Source organism: Paraburkholderia ginsengiterrae (genome assembly GCF_001645125.1).
GTDB lineage: Bacteria > Pseudomonadota > Gammaproteobacteria > Burkholderiales > Burkholderiaceae > Paraburkholderia > Paraburkholderia ginsengiterrae.
The window spans coordinates 1-17,724 of the sequence record NZ_LXKA01000087.1 but is presented as its reverse complement, the minus strand read 5'-3'; the positions used below and the strand labels follow the sequence as shown (position 1 = coordinate 17,724).

Below are 17,724 nucleotides of genomic sequence, written 5' to 3'. Positions count from 1 at the left end.
TGCCTGCGCATTGGCGGCGCACCTGGCGCGCAAAAAATCTGCGATCATCGAGCGCACTGTTTGCCGGGTCACATCGCTAACTTTTCGCTTCCTTCCCCATGCCCACTCCGTCCACGCTTCTCACCACCGACCGCCTGACCCTGCGTCCGCACACGCGCGACGATTTCCTCGAAAGCTACGCGATGTGGTCCGATCCGGAAGTGATCCGCTATATCGGCGGCAAGCCCTTCACGCGCGAGGAAGTCTGGGCACGCCTGCTGCGCTACGCCGGACATTGGGCGATGCTGGGCTATGGCTACTGGGTGGTGCGCGACAAGCAGAGCGGCCGGTTCCTCGGCGAAGTCGGTTTTGCCGACTATCACCGCGACATCGAACCTTCGTTGATGTCGACGCCTGAAATCGGCTGGGCGCTGGACCCGGCGGCGCATGGCTGCGGCTACGCAACCGAGGCCGTGCGCGCCGCGCTGGATTGGGCTGACCGGCAATGGCCGGGCGGCGAAACAGCCTGTATCGTCTCGCCGGAGAACTTGCCGTCGCTGCGTGTCGCCCACAAATGCGGCTATCGCGAACAACATCGCACCACGTACAAAGGCAAGCCGACCATCGTCCTGCGGCGCGTGGCCAACGCGGTGTGAGAGGCGAGCGTCGTCGCCGGCCAGTTCGCCGCTTATGTCACCGCGCGGCGTTGCTTGCCGCCGCCCGTTGCTGGTCGATCAAAACCACCAGCCGTTCAACCTGCTGCCCTTGCGCGTCGAAGTTGCCGGCATCGAGCCAGCGCGTGTAGCTCGAACGCAGCGCGGGCCATTCGCTGTCGATAATCGAAAACCACGCAGTGTCGCGATTGCGTTCGCGATACACGATCGCCTGACGGAAGATCCCCTCGAACGTGAAGCCATAGCGCAACGCAGCCGTGCGCGATGGTTCGTTCAGCGAATCGCATTTCCATTCGAAGCGCCGATAGCCCAGTTTCTCGAACACCTCCGTCATCAGCAGGAACATGGCCTCGGTGGCGACACGTGTGCGCTGGAGGCGGGGCGAATAGGTAACGTGACCGACCTCGATCACGCCGTTCGTGCGGTCGATGCGCATCAGCGCCAGCGTACCGACCGCCTTGCCGGTCGCGAGGTCGATCACCGTGTAATGCAGCGGATCGGCGGAGGCGGCGATGCGCGTCAGATGCTCGCGGTAGGCGGCGAGACTCTCGAACGGCCCGACCGCGAGATAGGTCCAGCTGCGGCCGTCGTCGGCCGAACTATAGGCGTCGTACAGTTCCTCGGCGTGGCGCTCCACATTCACCGGCTCGATGCGGCAATAGCGGCCCGACAGCGGCTCGCGGCCGGGTGCCTGGGCGCCGCTCCAGCCCGGCACGGGCGTGCCGATCGGCTGGTCGTACACGTTGCGTCTGGATTCCATGTCTGCTCTCCTGTCGTAGCGAATGATCGTCGATGAAAAGAACGATACGGCAAACGTGGTATGTTAAAAAGATCCACGATAAGCGCATTTGATAGGTCCAGCTAAGATGATCGAAATCATTGGTCCGCTCGACAACCCGCTGACGGCGACGGCCCAAGGCGGCGCCGACAAGCCCGCGCCGCTGCAGAAGCAGCTGATCGAGCGGTTGCAGCAGGCAATCCTCACCGGGCGCGTGCCGGCGGGCTCGCTTCTGCCGTCGTCGCGTTTGCTGGCGGCGGAGATGGGCGTCTCGCGCAACACGGTGGTGATTGCGTACGAGCATCTGGCCGCGGTCGGCTATGTCGTCGCCGACAAACAGGGCACGCGCGTCAGCCCGCTCTCCAGCCCGTCCGCGCGCGGTGAGCCGCGGGTGCAACCCGCCGCGCCGCAGGCGGCTTACGCGGCGCGCGTCGGGCAGTTCGCGGCCACGCGCACGCATGCCGACAACACATTGCCTTTGACGCCCGGCACGCCCGCGCTGGACCGTTTCCCGGTGACCGCCTGGCGGCGCGCGCTTGAACGTGCGATGGAGCACGGTTTGCCCGAGGCGCTCGGCTACGGCACACCGGCCGGCGAGCCGGCCTTGCGCGACGCGATCGCCGCCCATCTGCGCATGGCGCGCGGTGTGCGCTGCGACGGCTCGCAAGTCGTGATCACCGAAGGCGCGCAGGAGGCGCTCAACCTGTGCGTACGGCTCTTCACCAATCCGGGCGATGTCGCGTGGGTCGAAGACCCGGGTTATCGCGGCGCGAAAGCCGCGTTCAATTTGGGCGATCTAACCACGCTGCCGATGCCCGTCGATCCCGAAGGCATGGCCGTGCCGCCCGATGCGTGGCACACGCACCCGCCAAAGCTGATCTACACGTCGCCCGCACACCAGTATCCGACGGGAGCGGTGCTCTCGGTGGCGCGCCGTCTGGAGCTGATCGCCCGGGCGCGGCGCGTGGGCGCGTGGCTGATCGAAGACGACTACGACGGCGAATTTCGCCACACCGGCGAACCGATCGCCAGCATGCAGGGGCTGGTGGAGGACGCGCCGGTGCTCTACGTCGGTTCCTTCAGCAAAACGATGTTTCCGGCGCTGCGCATCGGCTTCGTGGTGCTGCCGCGCGCGATCGCCGCGCACACGGCCGTCGCGGTGCAGGAGATGCTGCGCGGCGGGCATCGTCTGGAGCAACTTGCACTCGCGCATTTCATCGGCAGTGGCGAATTCGGGCTGCATCTCGGGCGCATGCGGCGGCTGTATCGCGACCGTCAGCAGGCATTGCGCGAGGCGCTCAACGCGCATTTCGCGCCCTCGCAAATTCTGGGTGGCAATTGCGGCATGCATCTGACGCTGCGCTTGCCGGCAAGCATCGTCGATAGCAATCTCACTGCACGCGCGCTGGCCCAAGGTTTCAATCCGCGCGCACTCTCCGGCTTCGCGTTGCAACCGCGCGCCGAAACAAACGGTCTGGTGATCGGCTACGGAAACACGCCCGCCGAGCGGCTGGCCCCCGCTATCCGTGTGCTGGCCGGACTCGCGGGCGAGATGGAGGGCAAGCCGAAACGCGGGCGGAAAGCGGGTTGACTGCCGCGCGGGCCGTGCCGCGTCGCGTGTCACTTATTGCGTTTGTCCGCGCGGCCCATGTCGCGCTATCGTGTCGCTTATGCGCGGCGATTTCGGCGTGTGTGACATCGGCGGATCGCGCGCAGGCCATGTTCGGCGCGCTGCACTGCAGCATTACACGGCATGCGGCACGCCTGTCCGGCCATTGCTGGCTCGGGCACGAAGCGTGCGCTTGTTGCGGTTATCTATGACGATCTATTCGACCGGAGACGACATGAAGGAAATCGAACCGACCGCGTGGTTTGACCTTGCCGCCCATACGCCCGTGCGCGAAGGCTGGTACGAGGTGCAACTGACGAGCGGCGACACCGCGTTTGCAAAATTCGGCGACGGCGTCTGGAGCGAAAAACCGCTGCTCGTTTTTACGCATTGGCGCGGCTTGTCAGCCGATCCATCGAAAGCCGGCGAAGGCGAGGCCGAATCGATCAGCGCCGAAGCCACCGCGGCCCAAGGCGTGCGCGCCGCATGGAACGCGTTCTTCCCCGGGCTCGGCGACGAACAGCACAAACCGCTGGACGCGCTGCCCAACGGCAAAGCCCTGCACTGACGCACATGGGGCGGCGGTTCGCGAGCCGCCGCCCCTGACTTGCCCCGCCTCTATCCGTGCCTGAGCGCATCGGCCGCCATCCCGGCGATCTCCCTGTCAATGCCGGGTGTCTCGCCAGTTTCGAGAATCCACGCCGCGGACAATCCGGACCACGCGAGTATCCATTGCAGCAAGCGGCGCCGGTCGAGTCCGGCTTTCAGCGCGACTCGCTCGACGCGACGCTCGAACCGTCCGGGTATCAGGGCTGAATCGTCGTCGGGATTGCAGAAAATATTGGCGTAGTCGAAACCGCGCTCGCCGTGCAGGCCTTTCGGGTCGATCGCCAGCCAGCCGCGCGGGCCGAAATCGAGGACGTTGCCGTGATGGATGTCGCCGTGCAGGACCACCCCCTCCTGCGGCGCGGCGAGTAATGCCTGCGCGGCGGCGGCACTCCCGTTGAGCCAGCCGCCGTAGTGCCGGGCTGCGGGCCATAGGCTCTCGAACCAGCGCGGCAGCCCGACCAGCTCCGGCAGCGGTTTATGGCGCGGTTCGTGAAGGCGCGCGGTGGTGGCGCAAAGAATGTCGATGGCGCGATCGTCGTCATCGTCGTTGCCCGTGCGCGCCAGATCCGCCAGCGCGTGACTGCTTTGCGCACGTTCGAGCAGGACGGCATTGGCATCGTGCGCGAGGACGCGGGCGGCGCCTTCGCCGTCCCACCACACCATGAGCCGCGCGCCGAATTTCTCTTCGGGTTCCTGTGCGACTTTCAGCATTGCCGGCACGCCGTGCCGGCGCACCGGCAGGAGCCGGCTGCTGTGCGTGCGAAGCGGCTCGCCGTCCTGCACCAGATCCCATTTGACGATGTACTCGGTGAACATGGCGCGTCAGTGTGCGAATGTCTGCCAGCGCACAGCGCGGGCCGGCGCGTTGGATACAGTGATTGTGCAGCCAGAGGCATGCAGGCAGATGACGCGCACGGTGTCTCCATTGTTCTGTTGAAATGGCATTCTCGCCTGAGAAAGGCAAGTGCGGCCCGGATGAGCGTGGCCGCACCGGCCTCGCGCGGCCCCGCTACAATCCGTGCATCCACTTTGAAGCGAACAAACGTATGAAAGTTACCCGAGAGCCTGTTGCATTGCCGCGGGCCACGCAGCTACTGAATCATGGGCCGGTCACGATCATTACCAGCGCGCACGGCGGCCGCACGAATGTGATGGCGGCTTCGTGGGCCATGCCGCTCGACTTCAATCCGCCGAAGGTGGTCGTGGTGGTGGACGGCCGCACGCTCACGCGGCAACTGATGGAAGCGAGCGGTGTATTCGGACTGCAACTGCCGAGCCGCGGATTCGCCGCACAGACGTTGGCGGTGGGTTCGAACGCGGGCACCGAATTCGACAAGTTCGCCGCCTTCGGTCTCGAGACGTTCCCTGCGCAACACATCGACGTGCCGATGCTCGCCGGCTGCATCACGTGGATGGAGTGCAAGGTGATTCCGGACGACAGCCAGCGCCACGATCTGATTATCGGCGAAGTGGTCGCGGCGTATGCGGACAGCCGCGTGTATTCGAACAACCGCTGGCACTTCGGCGACGATCCCGATCTGCGCACGTGCCACTACGTGGCTGGGGGGACGTTTTTTGCCACCGGAGAAGCGTTTGAGGTGGAGCCGGTGGAGAGTATGGCGGTCAAGTGAAGGCTGGCGGGCGATTACTTGCTTCGAAGAAATTTGCCCGCTTTCTGCTCCAGCAGTGCGACGAGTGGTGAACACCTGTTCCGCCGTCGGACTACGCAGGCGGTTTTTGCTGCACACGAACAGGGCGCGTATCAAGTCGAGTGTCGCTTACGCGTCGCCTTCGGCAAACGCCTTAAGCGCGTCTCCCGCCAAGCGATAACGCACCCACTCGCTTTGCGCGCTCGCGCCGATCGATTCATAGAAACCGATTGCCGGTTCGTTCCAGTCGAGCACGCTCCATTCGAAACGGCCGCAACCTGTTTCGCAGGCAATTCGCGCAAGGTGGCGCAGCATCTGTTTGCCCGCACCGCTGCCGCGCGATGCCGGCGACACGTACAGGTCTTCCAGATAAAGCCCTTGTTTGCCGAGCCACGTCGAATACGAGAAAAAGTAGACGCAAAAACCGACCGGCTCGCCGTTCATCTCGCAGATCAGCGCCGTCGCGCTGGAACCCGTGGAGAACAGGCTCGTTTCGATGTCTTTGACGGTTGCGACGACTTCGTGCTCCGCTTTTTCATATACCGCGAGTTCCGTGATGAAGCGAAGAATCAGTGCAGCGTCGGCTGCGGTGGCGGGGCGGATATGGATAGTCAAGGGTAGATGCTCAGTCGATCGGTTGAGTTGCAGACGGAAGTGTCGCGATGGCGCGCCAGCTTCGGAACAGACAAGCATCGTATCGTTTAACGTGCCGTTCTGACCAGAGGGCGTTATCGACGCTCAGGACCAAATTGTCCAATCACGAACTCGACGAAACTCGCGAGTTTCGCGGTCTGTTTGCGCTCGGGCATATAGACGATGTGCACGGGAAACGTCGGCATCTGCAGATCGGCAAACAACCTGATCAACTTTCCCGCGGCGAGGTCGCGCTCCAGCATCATATCCGGCAGCCGTGCAATGCCGAGGCCGGTGAGCGCGGCTTCACGCAACGCATGGCCCTCGCTGATATCGAGCCGGCCAGGCACGCGCACCGTCTGTTGCGAACCGTCGGCAAGGGTGAAGCTCCAGTCGCGCTCGGCGCCGCTGTTGAATCGGAACGCGAGGCAATGATGTTGTTCCAGATCTTTAGGCGTGGCCGGTGTTCCGTACCGCGCCAGATAACCCGGTGCGGCACAGACAATGCGCGATGAAGGCATCAGCGGTCGTGCGATCAGGTTCGAATCGGGCAAGGCGCCGACCCGGATCGCGGCGTCGAAGCCTTCATCCGCGAGATCGACGATGCGATCGTTCAGCACCAGTTCCACTTGCACGTCGGGATAGCGCTCGAGATAGACCTTCATGGCCGGCGCGAGCCGGCAGGCCGCGAAGATGACCGGCGCGCTGATCCGCAGGCGTCCGCGTGGCCGCGCGCGCATGTCGCGCGCGTCGATTTCCGCGGATTGGACCTGGGCCAGAATGCTGACGCACTGTTCGTAGTAGCCCCGGCCGATTTCAGTCAGGCTCTGCCGCCGCGTTGTCCGGTTGAGGAGACGCGTACCAAGCAGACGTTCGAGTGCGCGGACATGATTGCCGACCATCGTCGCCGTCATACCGCTGTCTTCGGCGGCGGCGGCAAAACTGCCGCGTTCGACCACCCGAACGAAGATCGACATGCTGACAAAGCGGTTCATTCATAAGATCCATTTGCGAGTGCGATAAATAAATCATCGTTTATCAAGTCCGATTACGCAATCACACTTTGTCGTACGCCGTTTGGCTCAATCGACAGGGGATCAACATGAATCTGCATGACAAGAAAGTGGTAGTGCTGGGTGGTACGTCAGGTATCGGGTTTGCCATCGCGCGTGCCGCGGTGGAGCAGGGGGCGATGGTCGTTGTGGCGTCTTCGCGTGAAGACAAGGTTAAGGCGGCCGTCGCGGAACTGGGCTCGCGTGCGGTCGGCCATGTTGCGGATTTGAACGATGCCGCTTCGGTTGCTGAACTGTTCACCAGGATCGCCGACTTCGATCATCTGGCCTATACGGCCGGCGACAGCCTGCAAATTGGCGAACTGGCGAATACGGACCTGCACGCGGTGCGCAAGGCGTTCGAGGTGCGAGTGTTCGGCGCGATTGCAGCGGTGAAGGCCGCGGCCCCGAATATCCGGCGAGGCGGATCGATTGTGCTGACGAGCGGGGTCGCCGGTGCACGGCCGCAAAAAGGATGGACGACCGGGGCAAGTATCTGTAGTGCGATGGAAGGCTTCACCCGTGCCCTCGCGGTTGAACTCGCGCCGATTCGGGTCAATATTGTCAGCCCGGGTTTCGCGCGCACTGCGCTGTGGTCGAACATTCCGGAAGATGAGCGCGAGGTGTTGTATCGCGAGGTCGGCACGCGGTTGCTGGTCCACCGGATCGGGGAGGCCGACGAGATCGCGCAAACATATGTACACCTGATGAATAACGCGTTTGCCACTGGGCAAACAGTGGTGATAGACGGTGGTGGTGTGTTGGTTTGACTTGAATTCGTCAAGCCGCGTGATGGGTCATTTGATCCGGGAATAAGCCGCTCGCGGCGTACGTTTACTGGGCATGCCGCTCCCTGCTGGAAGAATTGATGCCGTTGCTCAGGCAGGGGCGTTTGCGCGCTCGACGAAACGGCGGCGCGATGTTTTGACGCAAAGGAGATTGCCATGCGTCTCGCTTACGGAATCGCTGTCTTTATCGGTGCAACTGCACTCGGCATGACATCGCATGCCAGCTGGGCGCAGCAAACCGTCAAGGCCACCTTGTTATCGAACTCGATCCAGCTCGACACTCATAACGTGAGGACGGGCCGCGTCACGATCGACGTCAGGAATGCCGCGGACAACAACATGGAGCACGAACTCGTCGTGCTCAAAACGGATCTTTCGGATGGCGCGCTGCCCGTCAGCAAGGGCACGGTGCCTGAGCACAAGCTCAGTAAGGTGGGCGAAGTCGAGGATATCGGTCCGGGCAAGAGCAAGCACGCGTCATTCAAACTCGCGCCCGGCCATTACGTGCTGATCTGCAACAAGCCTGGGCACTACACGGCAGGCATGCACACGGAGCTCGCAGTGACGCCGTGAATCGCGCATGCGGTCCTGCTGACAGGCACGTCAAAACAATGCATAGAACTCCAGATCATCTAGATCGTCGCAGCCGCTCAAGCACGGCTGCGACGACGCGGTCGCAATGTTTGCCGCCGAATTCGAATAATTCCGGCCCCAGCCGGTCGAGTTCTTGCGCTAGCGATTCGCGCAACATCGATCTCGCCCTGAAATGACGGCTGCGCACCGTGGCTTCGGGAATGCCCAGGCTTTGCGCCGTTTCTTCGATGCTCAGCTCCTCAACCGATCTGAGCACGAACACCGTGCGAAAGCCCACGGGCAGAGCATCGAGCTTGCGTTCGAGAAGCGCCCGGATCTCTGCGCGGGCGGCCGACTGGTCGGGGGCGCAGTCATCGCGGGTATTCGTCGCGTCGATTTCGAAAGACATCTGCTCCTCGTCGGGACAATCCGGCAGCATCGGAATCACCTTCTGGCGGCGTGTCTCACGGCGCATCCTGCCAAGACATTCATTGAGCACGAGGCGCGAGAGCCACGTAAAAAGCGCGGCGTCGCCGCGAAACTGGGCGATTGATCTGAAGGCCTTCAGATATGCATCCTGTAACGCATCTTCCGCTTCGGCGTCATTGCGCAGCGTGGCACGCGCCAGCCGGTAAAGGCGCCGGTTGTGGCGGCGCATCAAAAGCTCGAAGGCCGCGCGGTCGCCCGCCTGGACACGGTGCACAATGTCCGCATCGGGATCTGCCAATCCGCTGGAGTACACGTCGGCCATTGCGGCACCTCGCTCGGTCACGGTGTAGGCTCGACGATCAGTGTGCCATGCATCGTTGGATGAAACCGGCACGTGTACGGCTGACGGCCGGGCCCGCTTACAACATATCGCCAGGATGCTTCGGGCGCAATGCTGCCGGAGTCGAAGCCCTTTGCATCGGTGCTCACCGTATGCGCAACGAGGTCCTTGTTGACCCACACAATGGTGTCCCCTCGATGCACAGTCAGAGTGGACGGCGCGAAGCGCATTTGCTCGATCGTCACGACCCAGTTACGCGCGGCCGCCGGCCCGGCGCCGGCCACGCACGCAATTACGCAGGCGCTTAGCGAGACATCGCGCAGCCGGCTCATTGCATCTTCGCGAGAGATGCCTGTACGTGCTTCGCGTGATCCAGATGCGCGACGAACACCGGCCTGACTTTCACGAGCAGCGCCTTCAGTTCGGCGTTTTTCGCACTCGGGATCAGAGTCTTGTCAAGCGCGTCGAGCACCTGTTCGTGATAGGTCACTTCATGATCGATATACGCGCGATCGAACTGTGCGCCTTGCAGTGACTTGAGATTCGCGATGTTAGCCTCACCGCCCTGCTTGAGGCTGTCGCTGGTCGGATTGGCCTCGGGCGTGACGCCGAGCTTCTGCACGAGATTGACGGCCGACTGGTTGACGCTGGTATGGTCGGCGACCATGCGCTCAGCGAACGCCTTGACGTCCTTCGACTGCGTTTTCGAATCGGCAAGCTTGCCGGCATCGATATCGGCCTGGTTCGCCGCAACGACGATAGCGGCAATTTGGGGATCGGTCGGCCCTGAGCCTTGGGCCAAACTGGTAGCGCTCGCCAATGCGAGCGCGGCAAGCAACAGCCAGCGGATGCTTTTCATCTTGGTCTCCTGGATGGGCGCACGGGTCGCCGTTCGCAAAGAGGGCATTGCGCCCTTTCTGCACTTGCAGAGATAGATGTCACGAGCCGCAAGGCTGTTCCCGATTTCGGTTCGATTCAGCGAGGCGGCTCGGGAATAGAACGCGGCGCCAATCGTTTATGGGTGAAGGTGGCCGGGGATTTCCGCGACGATCTCGATCTCGCAGCCGCATCGGGTTTAAGCGAGTCTGACGCGCATCCGGGGAAATGGAGGCAAAAGCGTGCGGGATAGCAGTTCCACTCATCGACGACGCACGGCCATGCGTCGCGTCGACACATGGGCAATCGCGATCGCGGCGACGTTTGCCTGCGCCGTGTCCACAGCGGTCGCGGTTGGCGCCGACCCGATCGACGCGTCCGCGCCGCAAGTACAGTACCAGCTCGATTCGCACCGTTCAGGTGTCGAGTTCAATGTGGCGAACTTCCGGCACTCCAATCTCACCATGCGCTTTAGTCGCATGCGTGCCGAGCTCGACGGTTTTCAGGGCTTTGTCGCGGGCCGCATCACGGTGACGATCGACGCGACCAGTCTGGAAGCGAGCGTACCGTTCGTCGCTAGGATCGTTGAAGGCAATGGCATGCTGGATGTGGCCCACTATCCTTCCATTCGCTTCGTCAGTACCCGATTCGTGCGCACCGGTACTGACACTGGCCAGCTAACGGGCGATCTGACGATTCGGGCGACGACGCGTTCCATCGAACTTGCGGTGACGTTTGACGAAGCCCCGCGCGATCCGCCGCGCACACCCCAAACGCTCGCCTTCTCCGCGGACGGCCATTTCAGCCGGGCTGCGTTCGGGTTGTCGAGATGGCCCTCTGTCGTCGGCGACGATGTGCACATGAGGATCCAGGCCAGGTTCGTGAGGGAACAGTCCGATCCGTGAATCACTGCGCTGTCGTATCGTACGAACGGCATCGCCAGATCTGAGGCGCGCGTCGTCGTTCACAAAAAGCCGGCCGCTCTCGCCTGGAGAACGGCCGTTATCCACTCCGCGGCTAGCGCTACATGCCCATGCCCATTCCAGTACCCACGCCACCTCCCGAGCTTGTGCCCGTGCTCGAACCAGAACCACCGGTGTTCGTGCCTGAACTCGCCGTTGTATTCACGTCGATTCGTCCATAGAGGCCATTGGCTTCGCTATTCGGGCCCGCCGCGAAGAACAGCGTATTGGAAGGCTGATTGCTGAGGTTGTTGCCGAACGCGATGCCCCACAAGCCGTTCTCGACGATCGGCGTGTTGTTCGCGCCGTTGAGCGTTCCGATCGACTGGCCGTTCACCGCATTGAACGCGTTGATCCTGCCGTCGCCGAAATTGCCGATCAGTATCGCTCCGCTCATCGAGCCGAAGTTGCCGGGCGCCTGCGCCATGCCCCAGGGCGCATTCAGCGGGCCACCGGTCGCGAAGTGCTGCTTCAGGTTGCCGGCGGTGTCGTATATATCGACCATGCCAAGTCCGGCGCCGGCGACATCGTCGTGCTTGGCTGCGTCCTGCATCGCGTAAGTGACGAACAGATTCGAGCCGATTAACTGAATGCCGAACGGCGCGAAGCCGGCCGGAATCGCCGGGTCCACGAAGGCGCCCGGCAGCGCGACCTTGGCGAAGTTGGTATCGAAGACGTCGATCTTCCTGTTATGGAAGTCAGTCGCGTAAAGGAAGTTGCTGCCGTTTATCGAGGCGAGCGCGAGACCCTTGTATACGGCGCCACCCGTGCCGTCGTCGTACATGACGAACGCGTTAGTCGGCCCGACGGTGGGCGCCCACGCGGTGATAGTGCCGCCTTCGCCCGTGAAGATGAATGCGGCGACGCCGGACTTGCCGTTTTGCGTGACCGTGAAGCTTGAAGTGCCGTTGAAGACGATACCCGTGGGCGACGCCGAACCGTTCTTGCCGGCAGGTATCGTGACGACCAGCGATTGCGGCACGCCGTTGCCGTCATACAGCGTGGCGAGATTGGTGCCGTTGTCCGCTACCCAGACAAAACCTTTTGGATTGAAGACGATGCCCCAAGGGTTTTTCAGATTCGTGTCGGTGTGCGCGGCGGGCACCACTCCATCGGACACGAGGGCCGTCACAGTGAACGACGACGGAACGAACGGGTTTGAATTGTTCGAACCGGAGCCGCCACCGCATGACACGAGAGTCGCGATGGCCGCGCCGCAGGCTACGACGCCGAACACGCCGAGTAGAGACTTCATGACCGTACTCCTTGCTCTGTCCAAAGGTTTGTACGATCAGAAAACGAAGAGGACGCGAGGTTTATTCCTGCAAGACAGGGCGTATTTCGCCCGCGGCGTCGCGCGATCGCAATGACTGAACTGGCTGGATGAAAACGAATGGCGTGCAACGAATAACACGCATGACTATTCCATCCATGCGCAAACGACCTACCCTATGGCATTGCTGCGCGGGTCGATCTAGCGCCGTTGCATGCCGCCGAAGCTGTGCATTCCACCGGACGGCTGCATGCCGCCGAAGCCGTGCATTCCACCGGACGGCTGCATACCGCCGAAACCACGCGTGCCACCAGGCACTTGCATTCCGCCGCTCGGGAGGGGCGCACGGTGGACACCGACTCCGGCTGCATTGCCAAAGTGGACGTGAGGCAGTTGATGGAAATGATCGAAGTGATGGAAGTGGTGGAAGTGATGGAAACGATCGACGAAGATGAAAGTCACTCCCGCGCCGATGAAAATCGGCGGCCCCCACCACCACGGGTCAGGGTACGGGTAGGCGGCAACCGGATACCACAACACGCTGCCGTCGGAATTCTGCTCGAACTGCCAGGTCCCGTCACTTTGCAGGCACGCGCGCCCGATGATCTGTTGCATCGAGCCGTCGATGTCCGCCTGCCCGGCGACCGCGCGGCAATTGGCGCTGTCGGCCTGCATCGCTGAATCGTCATATTCTTGCGCGAACGCGGGAGCAGAAAGACCGAGACAGACGAGTAATGCCCCAAAGCGAAATAGTTTGTCCATGATGCACTCTTGCATGTAACGCCGACATTTCGACGCGCGGAGGCGGCGGCAGCCTGCACGTCCGTGTGCTCCATCCATTCAAACCGCTGCGTAAAAGGCACACGTCCGAAGACGTGGTCGCTTGACGATTGAACGGTTGAACACGCCGGGTTATTCCTGGGGTCAGAAAGCCCTGGTTTGGCGCGGGCAGTTTATTCAGACGATTGAGTCATTGCCTGCATCACGCATTTGCCGTCATGCTGGGAGACCGCTGACAAATTGCCTGATGCTGACCAGCACGGGTTGCTGATCACCCTCGAAGGCCCAGTGATCGGCGCCGTCGAGTTCGACGATTTGAGCTGGAGAATTGTCATGAAGAACCTCGGTGAGCATGCGATCGTCGTTGGCGCCAGCATGGGCGGCTTGCTGGCCGCCCGTGCGCTGGCGGACTTCTATACCACCGTCACCGTGCTCGAACGCGATGTATTTCCGGCCGCGGACATTCCGCGCAAGGGCGTGCCGCAGGGGCGCCACACGCACGGCCTTCTCGCGCGCGGTTGTGCGGTGCTCGAGGAATTCTTCCCGGGGTATAGCGACGAGGTGGTCGCGCAAAGCGGCGGGCTGCGCGGCGATGTCGCCGCCGACGTCACCTGGATTGGCCGCAACGTTGCGCTGGCTCGTGCGAGGAGCGATCTGACGGGCCTGCTCGCGAGCCGCCCCGTGCTCGAAGGCCATGTGCGCCGACGGCTCCTGAAGTTGCCGAATCTGCGCGCCGTTGAGAATTGCGCTGTGCTGGGTCTGGCCAGCGACTCCGATTGCAGGAGCGTTACCGGTGTGCGCGTGCGTGTCGAGGGCAACGCGGACGAGACGCTCTATGCGGACCTGGTCGTCGATGCAACTGGCCGTGGCTCGTGCAGCGCTGCGTGGCTTGAGGCGCTCGGCTACGCACCTCCGGCGAGCGAGAAGGTCGAAATCGGCGTCGGCTACGTGACACGCACCTACCGGCGCCGGGCAACTGACCTTGATGGCAAGCTCGGCATTGTTATCGCTGGCAGTGAGCCGAACTGGCGCAGCGGCGCCCTGCTCGCTCAGGAACACGACAGTTGGATCGTCAGCGCGGTTGGCTTTCTTGGCGATGACGCGCCCGACGACGATCAAGGTTTTCTCGCCTATCTGGCAACGCTGCCGACCATGGATATTCACGACGTTGTCGCGATAGCTGAACCGCTAACCAGTTACAGGCGCTATCGCTTCGTCTCCAACTTGCGCCGGCGGTACGAGAAGCTTGCGCGCTTTCCCGAGAACTACCTGGTGTTCGGGGACGCGATCTGCTCCTTCAACCCTATCTACGGGCAGGGGATGACGGTCGCGGCACTTGAGGCGTTGACTCTGCAGGAGTGCCTGCGCGCGGGTTCGCGAGAGCTTGCACGCCGGTTCTTCGGAGCGGTCGCGAAGATTGCCGACATTCCATGGGACATCGCGGTTGGCAACGACCTGCGTCATCCGCAAATCGAGGGCGCCCGACCGCCGATGCTGCGCTTCATCAACTGGTATATCGGCCAGTTTCATCTTGCTGCTGCACACGACGGCGCGCTGGCGACCGCGTTTCTCAAGGTGGTGAACCTGACCAACCCGCCGCTTTCGCTGCTCAGCCCTGCAATCGCCTGGCGAGTCTGGCGGACAAATCGAAGGCCTGCGCGCTCAGCCTCCTCGCCGGCGTCCGAGGTCGAACGATCAGTGTCACCGCGCGAGTACTGAGCAGGCGTAGCTTGGGAACGCCTCGGCCCGTTTACTGCTTCACGCCGTACTGCGGACTGGCGGCGGGCCGCCGGCCGTTGAGCACGACGATGGCGACTCCTCCGAGGATTGCCGCCGACGCAAGCACGATTCTGGGCGTGAGACTCTCGTCAAGGAAAACAGTAGCGCCTATGGCGGCGATCACCGGTACGCTCAGTTGCACCGTTGCAGCATTAGCGACTTTCAATTGCGGCAATGTGGCATACCAAAGGGCATAACCGATGCCGGAAGTGACAGCCCCGGACGCGATCGCGTACACGAGGCCTGGCCAATCGAGCGCGGCATGCGTGTGCGTGATTACGCTGAGCACGGCGGCGAAAGGCACCGCGCGCGCGAAGTTGCCGGCTGTCTCCATCGTCGGATTTTTCGCGCCTTTGCCGCGCAGCGAATAGATGCCCCAGGCCATGCCGGCGGCAAGCATCAGGGCAGCGCCGCCTGGCGGCGGCGCGGAAAGACCGGGAAGCAACAGGCCGACGAGTCCCGCCAGCGCACAAACGAGCCCAGTGCATTGCAGCATGGATAGTCTCTCGCCGATGCGGACGCTGTATCCGATCATGGTGGCCTGAACCGCGGCGAAGAGCAGCAATGCCCCAGTGGATGCGGGCAAGCTGAGATAGGCAAACGAGAAGCCGGCAGCGTAGACGAAAAGAGCGAGTGCAGAGAGCCAGTTACCGGCATGCCGGACCCGGCCGCCCTGAATCCACACTACGAGCAACAGCATGAAAGCGCCGGATACGATGCGAACCGACGTGAAAGTTACCGCGTCGATTCCCGTGCCCCTTAGGGCGACGCGGCACAGTAGCGAGTTCGCTGCGAAGGCAACCATCGACAGTACCGTCAGAACGACGACACGAACGGAAGACACGGCAAGAGCCCCCTTTCGATGATGATGACGGTACTGGCATCAAGATACCTCACAATGAATCGATCGGGGAGGAGAATGCGTCAGCGCTCCGCCTTCGATTACGCTGCCTTGAGGAGTCCAAGTTGTTGCAGCGCGGTCACGCCGTCGTCCAGTCCGATCTCTTCAACGATCTTGCCGTCCTTCAACCGAAGCACGGTCGTGCCGGTGAAGCGCATCGTCCGGCCGGTCCCGGCGGGCAAGGATCCGATGAGGAAATCGCTGAACGCCGGACCGGTATGCGTGCCGCCACCTTCCCAGCGGCCAACGACATAGTCTCCCTCGGCGATCAGATCAGCGGCGCCCCAGAAGTTGAGGTCCGGGAACGCTTCACGGAAATCGGACATGAATGCCTTGATGTCCTCGCGGCCGCGCCGTGGTTCGTGCAGCGAGTATTGAAGCAGCATGTCTGGCGCAGCAAGTTCGTCGACGATGTTGAGATTGCATGTCTTGCCCCAGAAATCGGTGAACCAGCGGCCCACGACGGCCTTGTTGTCATCTTCCTTGGACATGGTGAATTCCTCGTTGACTGAAGTTGGAAGAGAGAAACGCTATTGCTTCCCTCTGCCTCAACGATATGGGCGCAAGCGGCCGGGTGCCCCCCGTTTCTTGCTGCAATACTCGATAGGCTGACTGCGTTCGCCGCAACGAAAAAGCAAGAATCGGAGTGCCTGCGCTGGGCCGCAGCCCTATCGTGTCCATGCAATCGCACAGTAGGCGCAGTCGTCGAACGCGAGATAGTGCGCGTGAATCGCGCGTATTTCGCGGGAGTCCGCTTGCCAATCCGATCTTCGACATACGGCTCGCCTGTCCTTCATTGACTGGAGTCCGATCATGTTGCCGTTACTCTCGCTTCACGCGCTCGCGGACCAACGCGGCGGTGGTCCTTGCGTTATTTAGTAAGGAATCCTTTTCTGGACGCGTCGTAGGACATGGTTTGCAATTGACCGAAACAGCCAAGCATCAATGTTCTTTGTCCTATCTCCCCTTATCTCTTCGGCCAAGTCACACATTTTGACTAGATGATTGAAGGCAATGCGGTTCGCCTGATTTATAATTATCGAGTCGTCGGGAAACACCTGATGGCCAGGTTTAGCAGCCTGCGACGCAAACCGCACACCCGCCCAGGCGGGTCGTGCGTCTACCTCTGCACGTCTATATTTCAATGGGCGGGCCGTGGTGGGGAGCCGCAAGGCTCGCCGGTTTGTTTGTGTCCCGGTCTGCTAACCCGCTTCGTGCCCGCTCACCCCCTTCCCAAGCGAGTGTCGGGCGATCCATGTAAGCAACAGGAGATCGCACCATGAGCAAGTCCATCAAAAATCAACCAGCTTCACGTCCGCCGGTCGACGCACTTCAGTACGAAAAGCTTGCCCTGTCGGCATTCGATCTCTGCGACCGGCAGGTGGGTCAACTGGATACCTTGATCACATTCGCGTCTTCAATATGTAGGAATCCTGCAATTACAAGCGATGAACGGCGGCGTCGTCAGACGCTTCTTGAGTTGCTGGTGGACACGATGGAGCAGTATCAGCGGGACCTCGAATGCGACCGTGAGCTGTACCAGGTGATCGCACTCGACGCGAAAGGTGTTTCGCAAAGCCGCATCACGGCACGCCATGCGGCAAATCTACTGGCGGAGGCATCGCAGCGAGCAAAGGCATCCGAAGCCACCGCAAACGCGTCCCTGCGCAAAAAACCGTCGCCGGAAAATACAGCGGCGCCGAAAATCGATGCCGCGCAACAAGCCGCCGTCGCTCAACACTAAGCAACCAGAAGGGCGCGGCAAGTACCGAGGTGGCCGGCGAATCATTGAGACGAAAATGGTTCAAGCGGCCGCCCGCCCACGCGCCCGCGCTGGTCGCTTCCATCTGGCGCGTGCGCACGCCTGCCATGCCTTTCGTCGCAAGCGCAATTACCCGCGCTCCGCAAGCAGCTGCCGCACACTGTCCCACCGACCGCGTCCAGGCCTCCATAGACAAGACTCGCCGCCATCCCCCCGCCGACACACCACTCGCCGCACCAAACCACCACCCACAAACCAACGCCGTCACGCCAGCGCGA

General features: G+C 62.2%; 20 protein-coding genes. 9 read left to right on the top strand and 11 right to left on the bottom strand.

The annotated features are described in order from the left end of the window. The first annotated feature begins 98 nt into the window (after nt 1–98). A complete protein-coding gene (locus tag A6V37_RS06215) occupies nt 99–635 on the top strand; it encodes a GNAT family N-acetyltransferase (RefSeq protein WP_064271270.1) in 537 nt (178 codons plus the stop codon). A 37-nt stretch (nt 636–672) separates the two neighbouring features. Here the strand turns inward: A6V37_RS06215 and A6V37_RS06210 are convergent, their stop codons facing one another. Further along, complete coding sequence (locus A6V37_RS06210; RefSeq protein WP_064271271.1) at nt 673–1,413, bottom strand: GNAT family N-acetyltransferase; 741 nt, start codon at nt 1,411–1,413, stop codon at nt 673–675. Nucleotides 1,414–1,519: 106 nt separating this feature from the next. Here A6V37_RS06210 and pdxR point away from each other — a divergent pair, with 106 nt between their 5' ends. Beyond that, the gene (pdxR, locus tag A6V37_RS06205) at nt 1,520–3,022 is read left to right on the top strand and encodes a MocR-like pyridoxine biosynthesis transcription factor PdxR (RefSeq protein ID WP_064285858.1); all 1,503 of its coding nucleotides are present in this window, start codon (nt 1,520–1,522) and stop codon (nt 3,020–3,022) included. A gap of 253 nt (nt 3,023–3,275) precedes the next feature. Beyond that, entirely contained in the window at nt 3,276–3,608 is a 333-nt protein-coding gene (locus A6V37_RS06200) for a hypothetical protein (RefSeq protein ID WP_064271304.1), read from the top strand. 50 nt (nt 3,609–3,658) lie between these two features. Here A6V37_RS06200 and A6V37_RS06195 read toward each other — a convergent pair whose 3' ends face one another. Further along, nucleotides 3,659–4,465, bottom strand: a complete 807-nt coding sequence (locus tag A6V37_RS06195; RefSeq protein ID WP_064271273.1) for an aminoglycoside phosphotransferase family protein — start codon at nt 4,463–4,465, stop codon at nt 3,659–3,661. 230 nt (nt 4,466–4,695) lie between these two features. Between A6V37_RS06195 and A6V37_RS06190 the strand changes: the two genes are divergently transcribed. Continuing rightward, nucleotides 4,696–5,280: a flavin reductase family protein gene (locus A6V37_RS06190; protein WP_064271305.1), complete on the top strand. Its 585-nt coding sequence runs from the start codon at nt 4,696–4,698 to the stop codon at nt 5,278–5,280. A 147-nt stretch (nt 5,281–5,427) separates the two neighbouring features. Here A6V37_RS06190 and A6V37_RS06185 read toward each other — a convergent pair whose 3' ends face one another. Next, nucleotides 5,428–5,913: a GNAT family N-acetyltransferase gene (locus A6V37_RS06185; protein ID WP_064271274.1), complete on the bottom strand. Its 486-nt coding sequence runs from the start codon at nt 5,911–5,913 to the stop codon at nt 5,428–5,430. A gap of 113 nt (nt 5,914–6,026) precedes the next feature. Beyond that, nucleotides 6,027–6,926 (bottom strand): LysR family transcriptional regulator, encoded by a 900-nt coding sequence (locus A6V37_RS06180; RefSeq protein WP_064271275.1) that lies wholly within the window; start codon nt 6,924–6,926, stop codon nt 6,027–6,029. A gap of 107 nt (nt 6,927–7,033) precedes the next feature. On the opposite strand from A6V37_RS06180, the gene A6V37_RS06175 reads away from it, so the two are divergent. Continuing rightward, on the top strand, nt 7,034–7,753 hold the full coding sequence (locus A6V37_RS06175) for an SDR family oxidoreductase (protein ID WP_064271276.1): 720 nt from the start codon (nt 7,034–7,036) through the stop codon (nt 7,751–7,753). Between the two features lie 174 nt (nt 7,754–7,927). Continuing rightward, nucleotides 7,928–8,344, top strand: a complete 417-nt coding sequence (locus A6V37_RS06170; protein ID WP_064271277.1) for a plastocyanin/azurin family copper-binding protein — start codon at nt 7,928–7,930, stop codon at nt 8,342–8,344. A gap of 55 nt (nt 8,345–8,399) precedes the next feature. Here A6V37_RS06170 and A6V37_RS06165 read toward each other — a convergent pair whose 3' ends face one another. The 3 genes from A6V37_RS06165 to A6V37_RS06155 are packed head-to-tail and all read right to left on the bottom strand — an operon-like array spanning nt 8,400 to nt 9,972. Beyond that, the gene (locus A6V37_RS06165) at nt 8,400–9,095 is read right to left on the bottom strand and encodes an RNA polymerase sigma factor (protein ID WP_064271278.1); all 696 of its coding nucleotides are present in this window, start codon (nt 9,093–9,095) and stop codon (nt 8,400–8,402) included. Nucleotides 9,096–9,112: 17 nt separating this feature from the next. Beyond that, on the bottom strand, nt 9,113–9,445 hold the full coding sequence (locus A6V37_RS06160) for a cupredoxin domain-containing protein (protein WP_064271279.1): 333 nt from the start codon (nt 9,443–9,445) through the stop codon (nt 9,113–9,115). Further along, entirely contained in the window at nt 9,442–9,972 is a 531-nt protein-coding gene (locus A6V37_RS06155) for a DUF4142 domain-containing protein (protein ID WP_064271280.1), read from the bottom strand. The genes A6V37_RS06160 and A6V37_RS06155 overlap by 4 nt, the downstream gene beginning before the upstream one ends. Before the next feature lie 298 nt (nt 9,973–10,270). Between A6V37_RS06155 and A6V37_RS06150 the strand changes: the two genes are divergently transcribed. Continuing rightward, nucleotides 10,271–10,894: a YceI family protein gene (locus A6V37_RS06150; protein ID WP_064271281.1), complete on the top strand. Its 624-nt coding sequence runs from the start codon at nt 10,271–10,273 to the stop codon at nt 10,892–10,894. A gap of 118 nt (nt 10,895–11,012) precedes the next feature. On the opposite strand, the gene A6V37_RS06145 is transcribed toward A6V37_RS06150, so the two are convergent. After that, nucleotides 11,013–12,206: a TIGR03118 family protein gene (locus tag A6V37_RS06145; protein ID WP_064271282.1), complete on the bottom strand. Its 1,194-nt coding sequence runs from the start codon at nt 12,204–12,206 to the stop codon at nt 11,013–11,015. A 219-nt stretch (nt 12,207–12,425) separates the two neighbouring features. Next, nucleotides 12,426–12,986 carry a hypothetical protein gene (locus A6V37_RS06140; protein ID WP_064271283.1) on the bottom strand — a complete coding sequence of 187 codons (561 nt, stop codon included), beginning with the start codon at nt 12,984–12,986 and terminating at the stop codon, nt 12,426–12,428. A gap of 351 nt (nt 12,987–13,337) precedes the next feature. Here A6V37_RS06140 and A6V37_RS06135 point away from each other — a divergent pair, with 351 nt between their 5' ends. Beyond that, nucleotides 13,338–14,723: an FAD-dependent oxidoreductase gene (locus A6V37_RS06135; RefSeq protein WP_064285871.1), complete on the top strand. Its 1,386-nt coding sequence runs from the start codon at nt 13,338–13,340 to the stop codon at nt 14,721–14,723. A 31-nt stretch (nt 14,724–14,754) separates the two neighbouring features. On the opposite strand, the gene A6V37_RS06130 is transcribed toward A6V37_RS06135, so the two are convergent. Next, the gene (locus A6V37_RS06130; RefSeq protein ID WP_075643422.1) at nt 14,755–15,627 is read right to left on the bottom strand and encodes a DMT family transporter; all 873 of its coding nucleotides are present in this window, start codon (nt 15,625–15,627) and stop codon (nt 14,755–14,757) included. A 98-nt stretch (nt 15,628–15,725) separates the two neighbouring features. Continuing rightward, on the bottom strand, nt 15,726–16,175 hold the full coding sequence (locus tag A6V37_RS06125) for an ester cyclase (protein WP_064271284.1): 450 nt from the start codon (nt 16,173–16,175) through the stop codon (nt 15,726–15,728). A 788-nt stretch (nt 16,176–16,963) separates the two neighbouring features. Here A6V37_RS06125 and A6V37_RS06120 point away from each other — a divergent pair. After that, on the top strand, nt 16,964–17,428 hold the full coding sequence (locus A6V37_RS06120) for a hypothetical protein (protein WP_064271285.1): 465 nt from the start codon (nt 16,964–16,966) through the stop codon (nt 17,426–17,428). Nucleotides 17,429–17,724 lie beyond the last annotated feature (296 nt).

Bases quoted from the DNA above. Each gene is read 5' to 3' on its own strand.
- A6V37_RS06215 (WP_064271270.1), top strand. From the start codon at position 99: ATGCCCACTCCGTCCACGCTTCTCACCACCGACCGCCTGACCCTGCGT.
- A6V37_RS06210 (WP_064271271.1), bottom strand. From the start codon at position 1,413: ATGGAATCCAGACGCAACGTGTACGACCAGCCGATCGGCACGCCCGTG.
- pdxR (WP_064285858.1), top strand. From the start codon at position 1,520: ATGATCGAAATCATTGGTCCGCTCGACAACCCGCTGACGGCGACGGCC.
- A6V37_RS06200 (WP_064271304.1), top strand. From the start codon at position 3,276: ATGAAGGAAATCGAACCGACCGCGTGGTTTGACCTTGCCGCCCATACG.
- A6V37_RS06195 (WP_064271273.1), bottom strand. From the start codon at position 4,465: ATGTTCACCGAGTACATCGTCAAATGGGATCTGGTGCAGGACGGCGAG.
- A6V37_RS06190 (WP_064271305.1), top strand. From the start codon at position 4,696: ATGAAAGTTACCCGAGAGCCTGTTGCATTGCCGCGGGCCACGCAGCTA.
- A6V37_RS06180 (WP_064271275.1), bottom strand. From the start codon at position 6,926: ATGAACCGCTTTGTCAGCATGTCGATCTTCGTTCGGGTGGTCGAACGC.
- A6V37_RS06175 (WP_064271276.1), top strand. From the start codon at position 7,034: ATGAATCTGCATGACAAGAAAGTGGTAGTGCTGGGTGGTACGTCAGGT.
- A6V37_RS06170 (WP_064271277.1), top strand. From the start codon at position 7,928: ATGCGTCTCGCTTACGGAATCGCTGTCTTTATCGGTGCAACTGCACTC.
- A6V37_RS06165 (WP_064271278.1), bottom strand. From the start codon at position 9,095: ATGGCCGACGTGTACTCCAGCGGATTGGCAGATCCCGATGCGGACATT.
- A6V37_RS06160 (WP_064271279.1), bottom strand. From the start codon at position 9,445: ATGAGCCGGCTGCGCGATGTCTCGCTAAGCGCCTGCGTAATTGCGTGC.
- A6V37_RS06155 (WP_064271280.1), bottom strand. From the start codon at position 9,972: ATGAAAAGCATCCGCTGGCTGTTGCTTGCCGCGCTCGCATTGGCGAGC.
- A6V37_RS06150 (WP_064271281.1), top strand. From the start codon at position 10,271: ATGCGTCGCGTCGACACATGGGCAATCGCGATCGCGGCGACGTTTGCC.
- A6V37_RS06145 (WP_064271282.1), bottom strand. From the start codon at position 12,206: ATGAAGTCTCTACTCGGCGTGTTCGGCGTCGTAGCCTGCGGCGCGGCC.
- A6V37_RS06140 (WP_064271283.1), bottom strand. From the start codon at position 12,986: ATGGACAAACTATTTCGCTTTGGGGCATTACTCGTCTGTCTCGGTCTT.
- A6V37_RS06135 (WP_064285871.1), top strand. From the start codon at position 13,338: ATGAAGAACCTCGGTGAGCATGCGATCGTCGTTGGCGCCAGCATGGGC.
- A6V37_RS06125 (WP_064271284.1), bottom strand. From the start codon at position 16,175: ATGTCCAAGGAAGATGACAACAAGGCCGTCGTGGGCCGCTGGTTCACC.
- A6V37_RS06120 (WP_064271285.1), top strand. From the start codon at position 16,964: ATGAGCAAGTCCATCAAAAATCAACCAGCTTCACGTCCGCCGGTCGAC.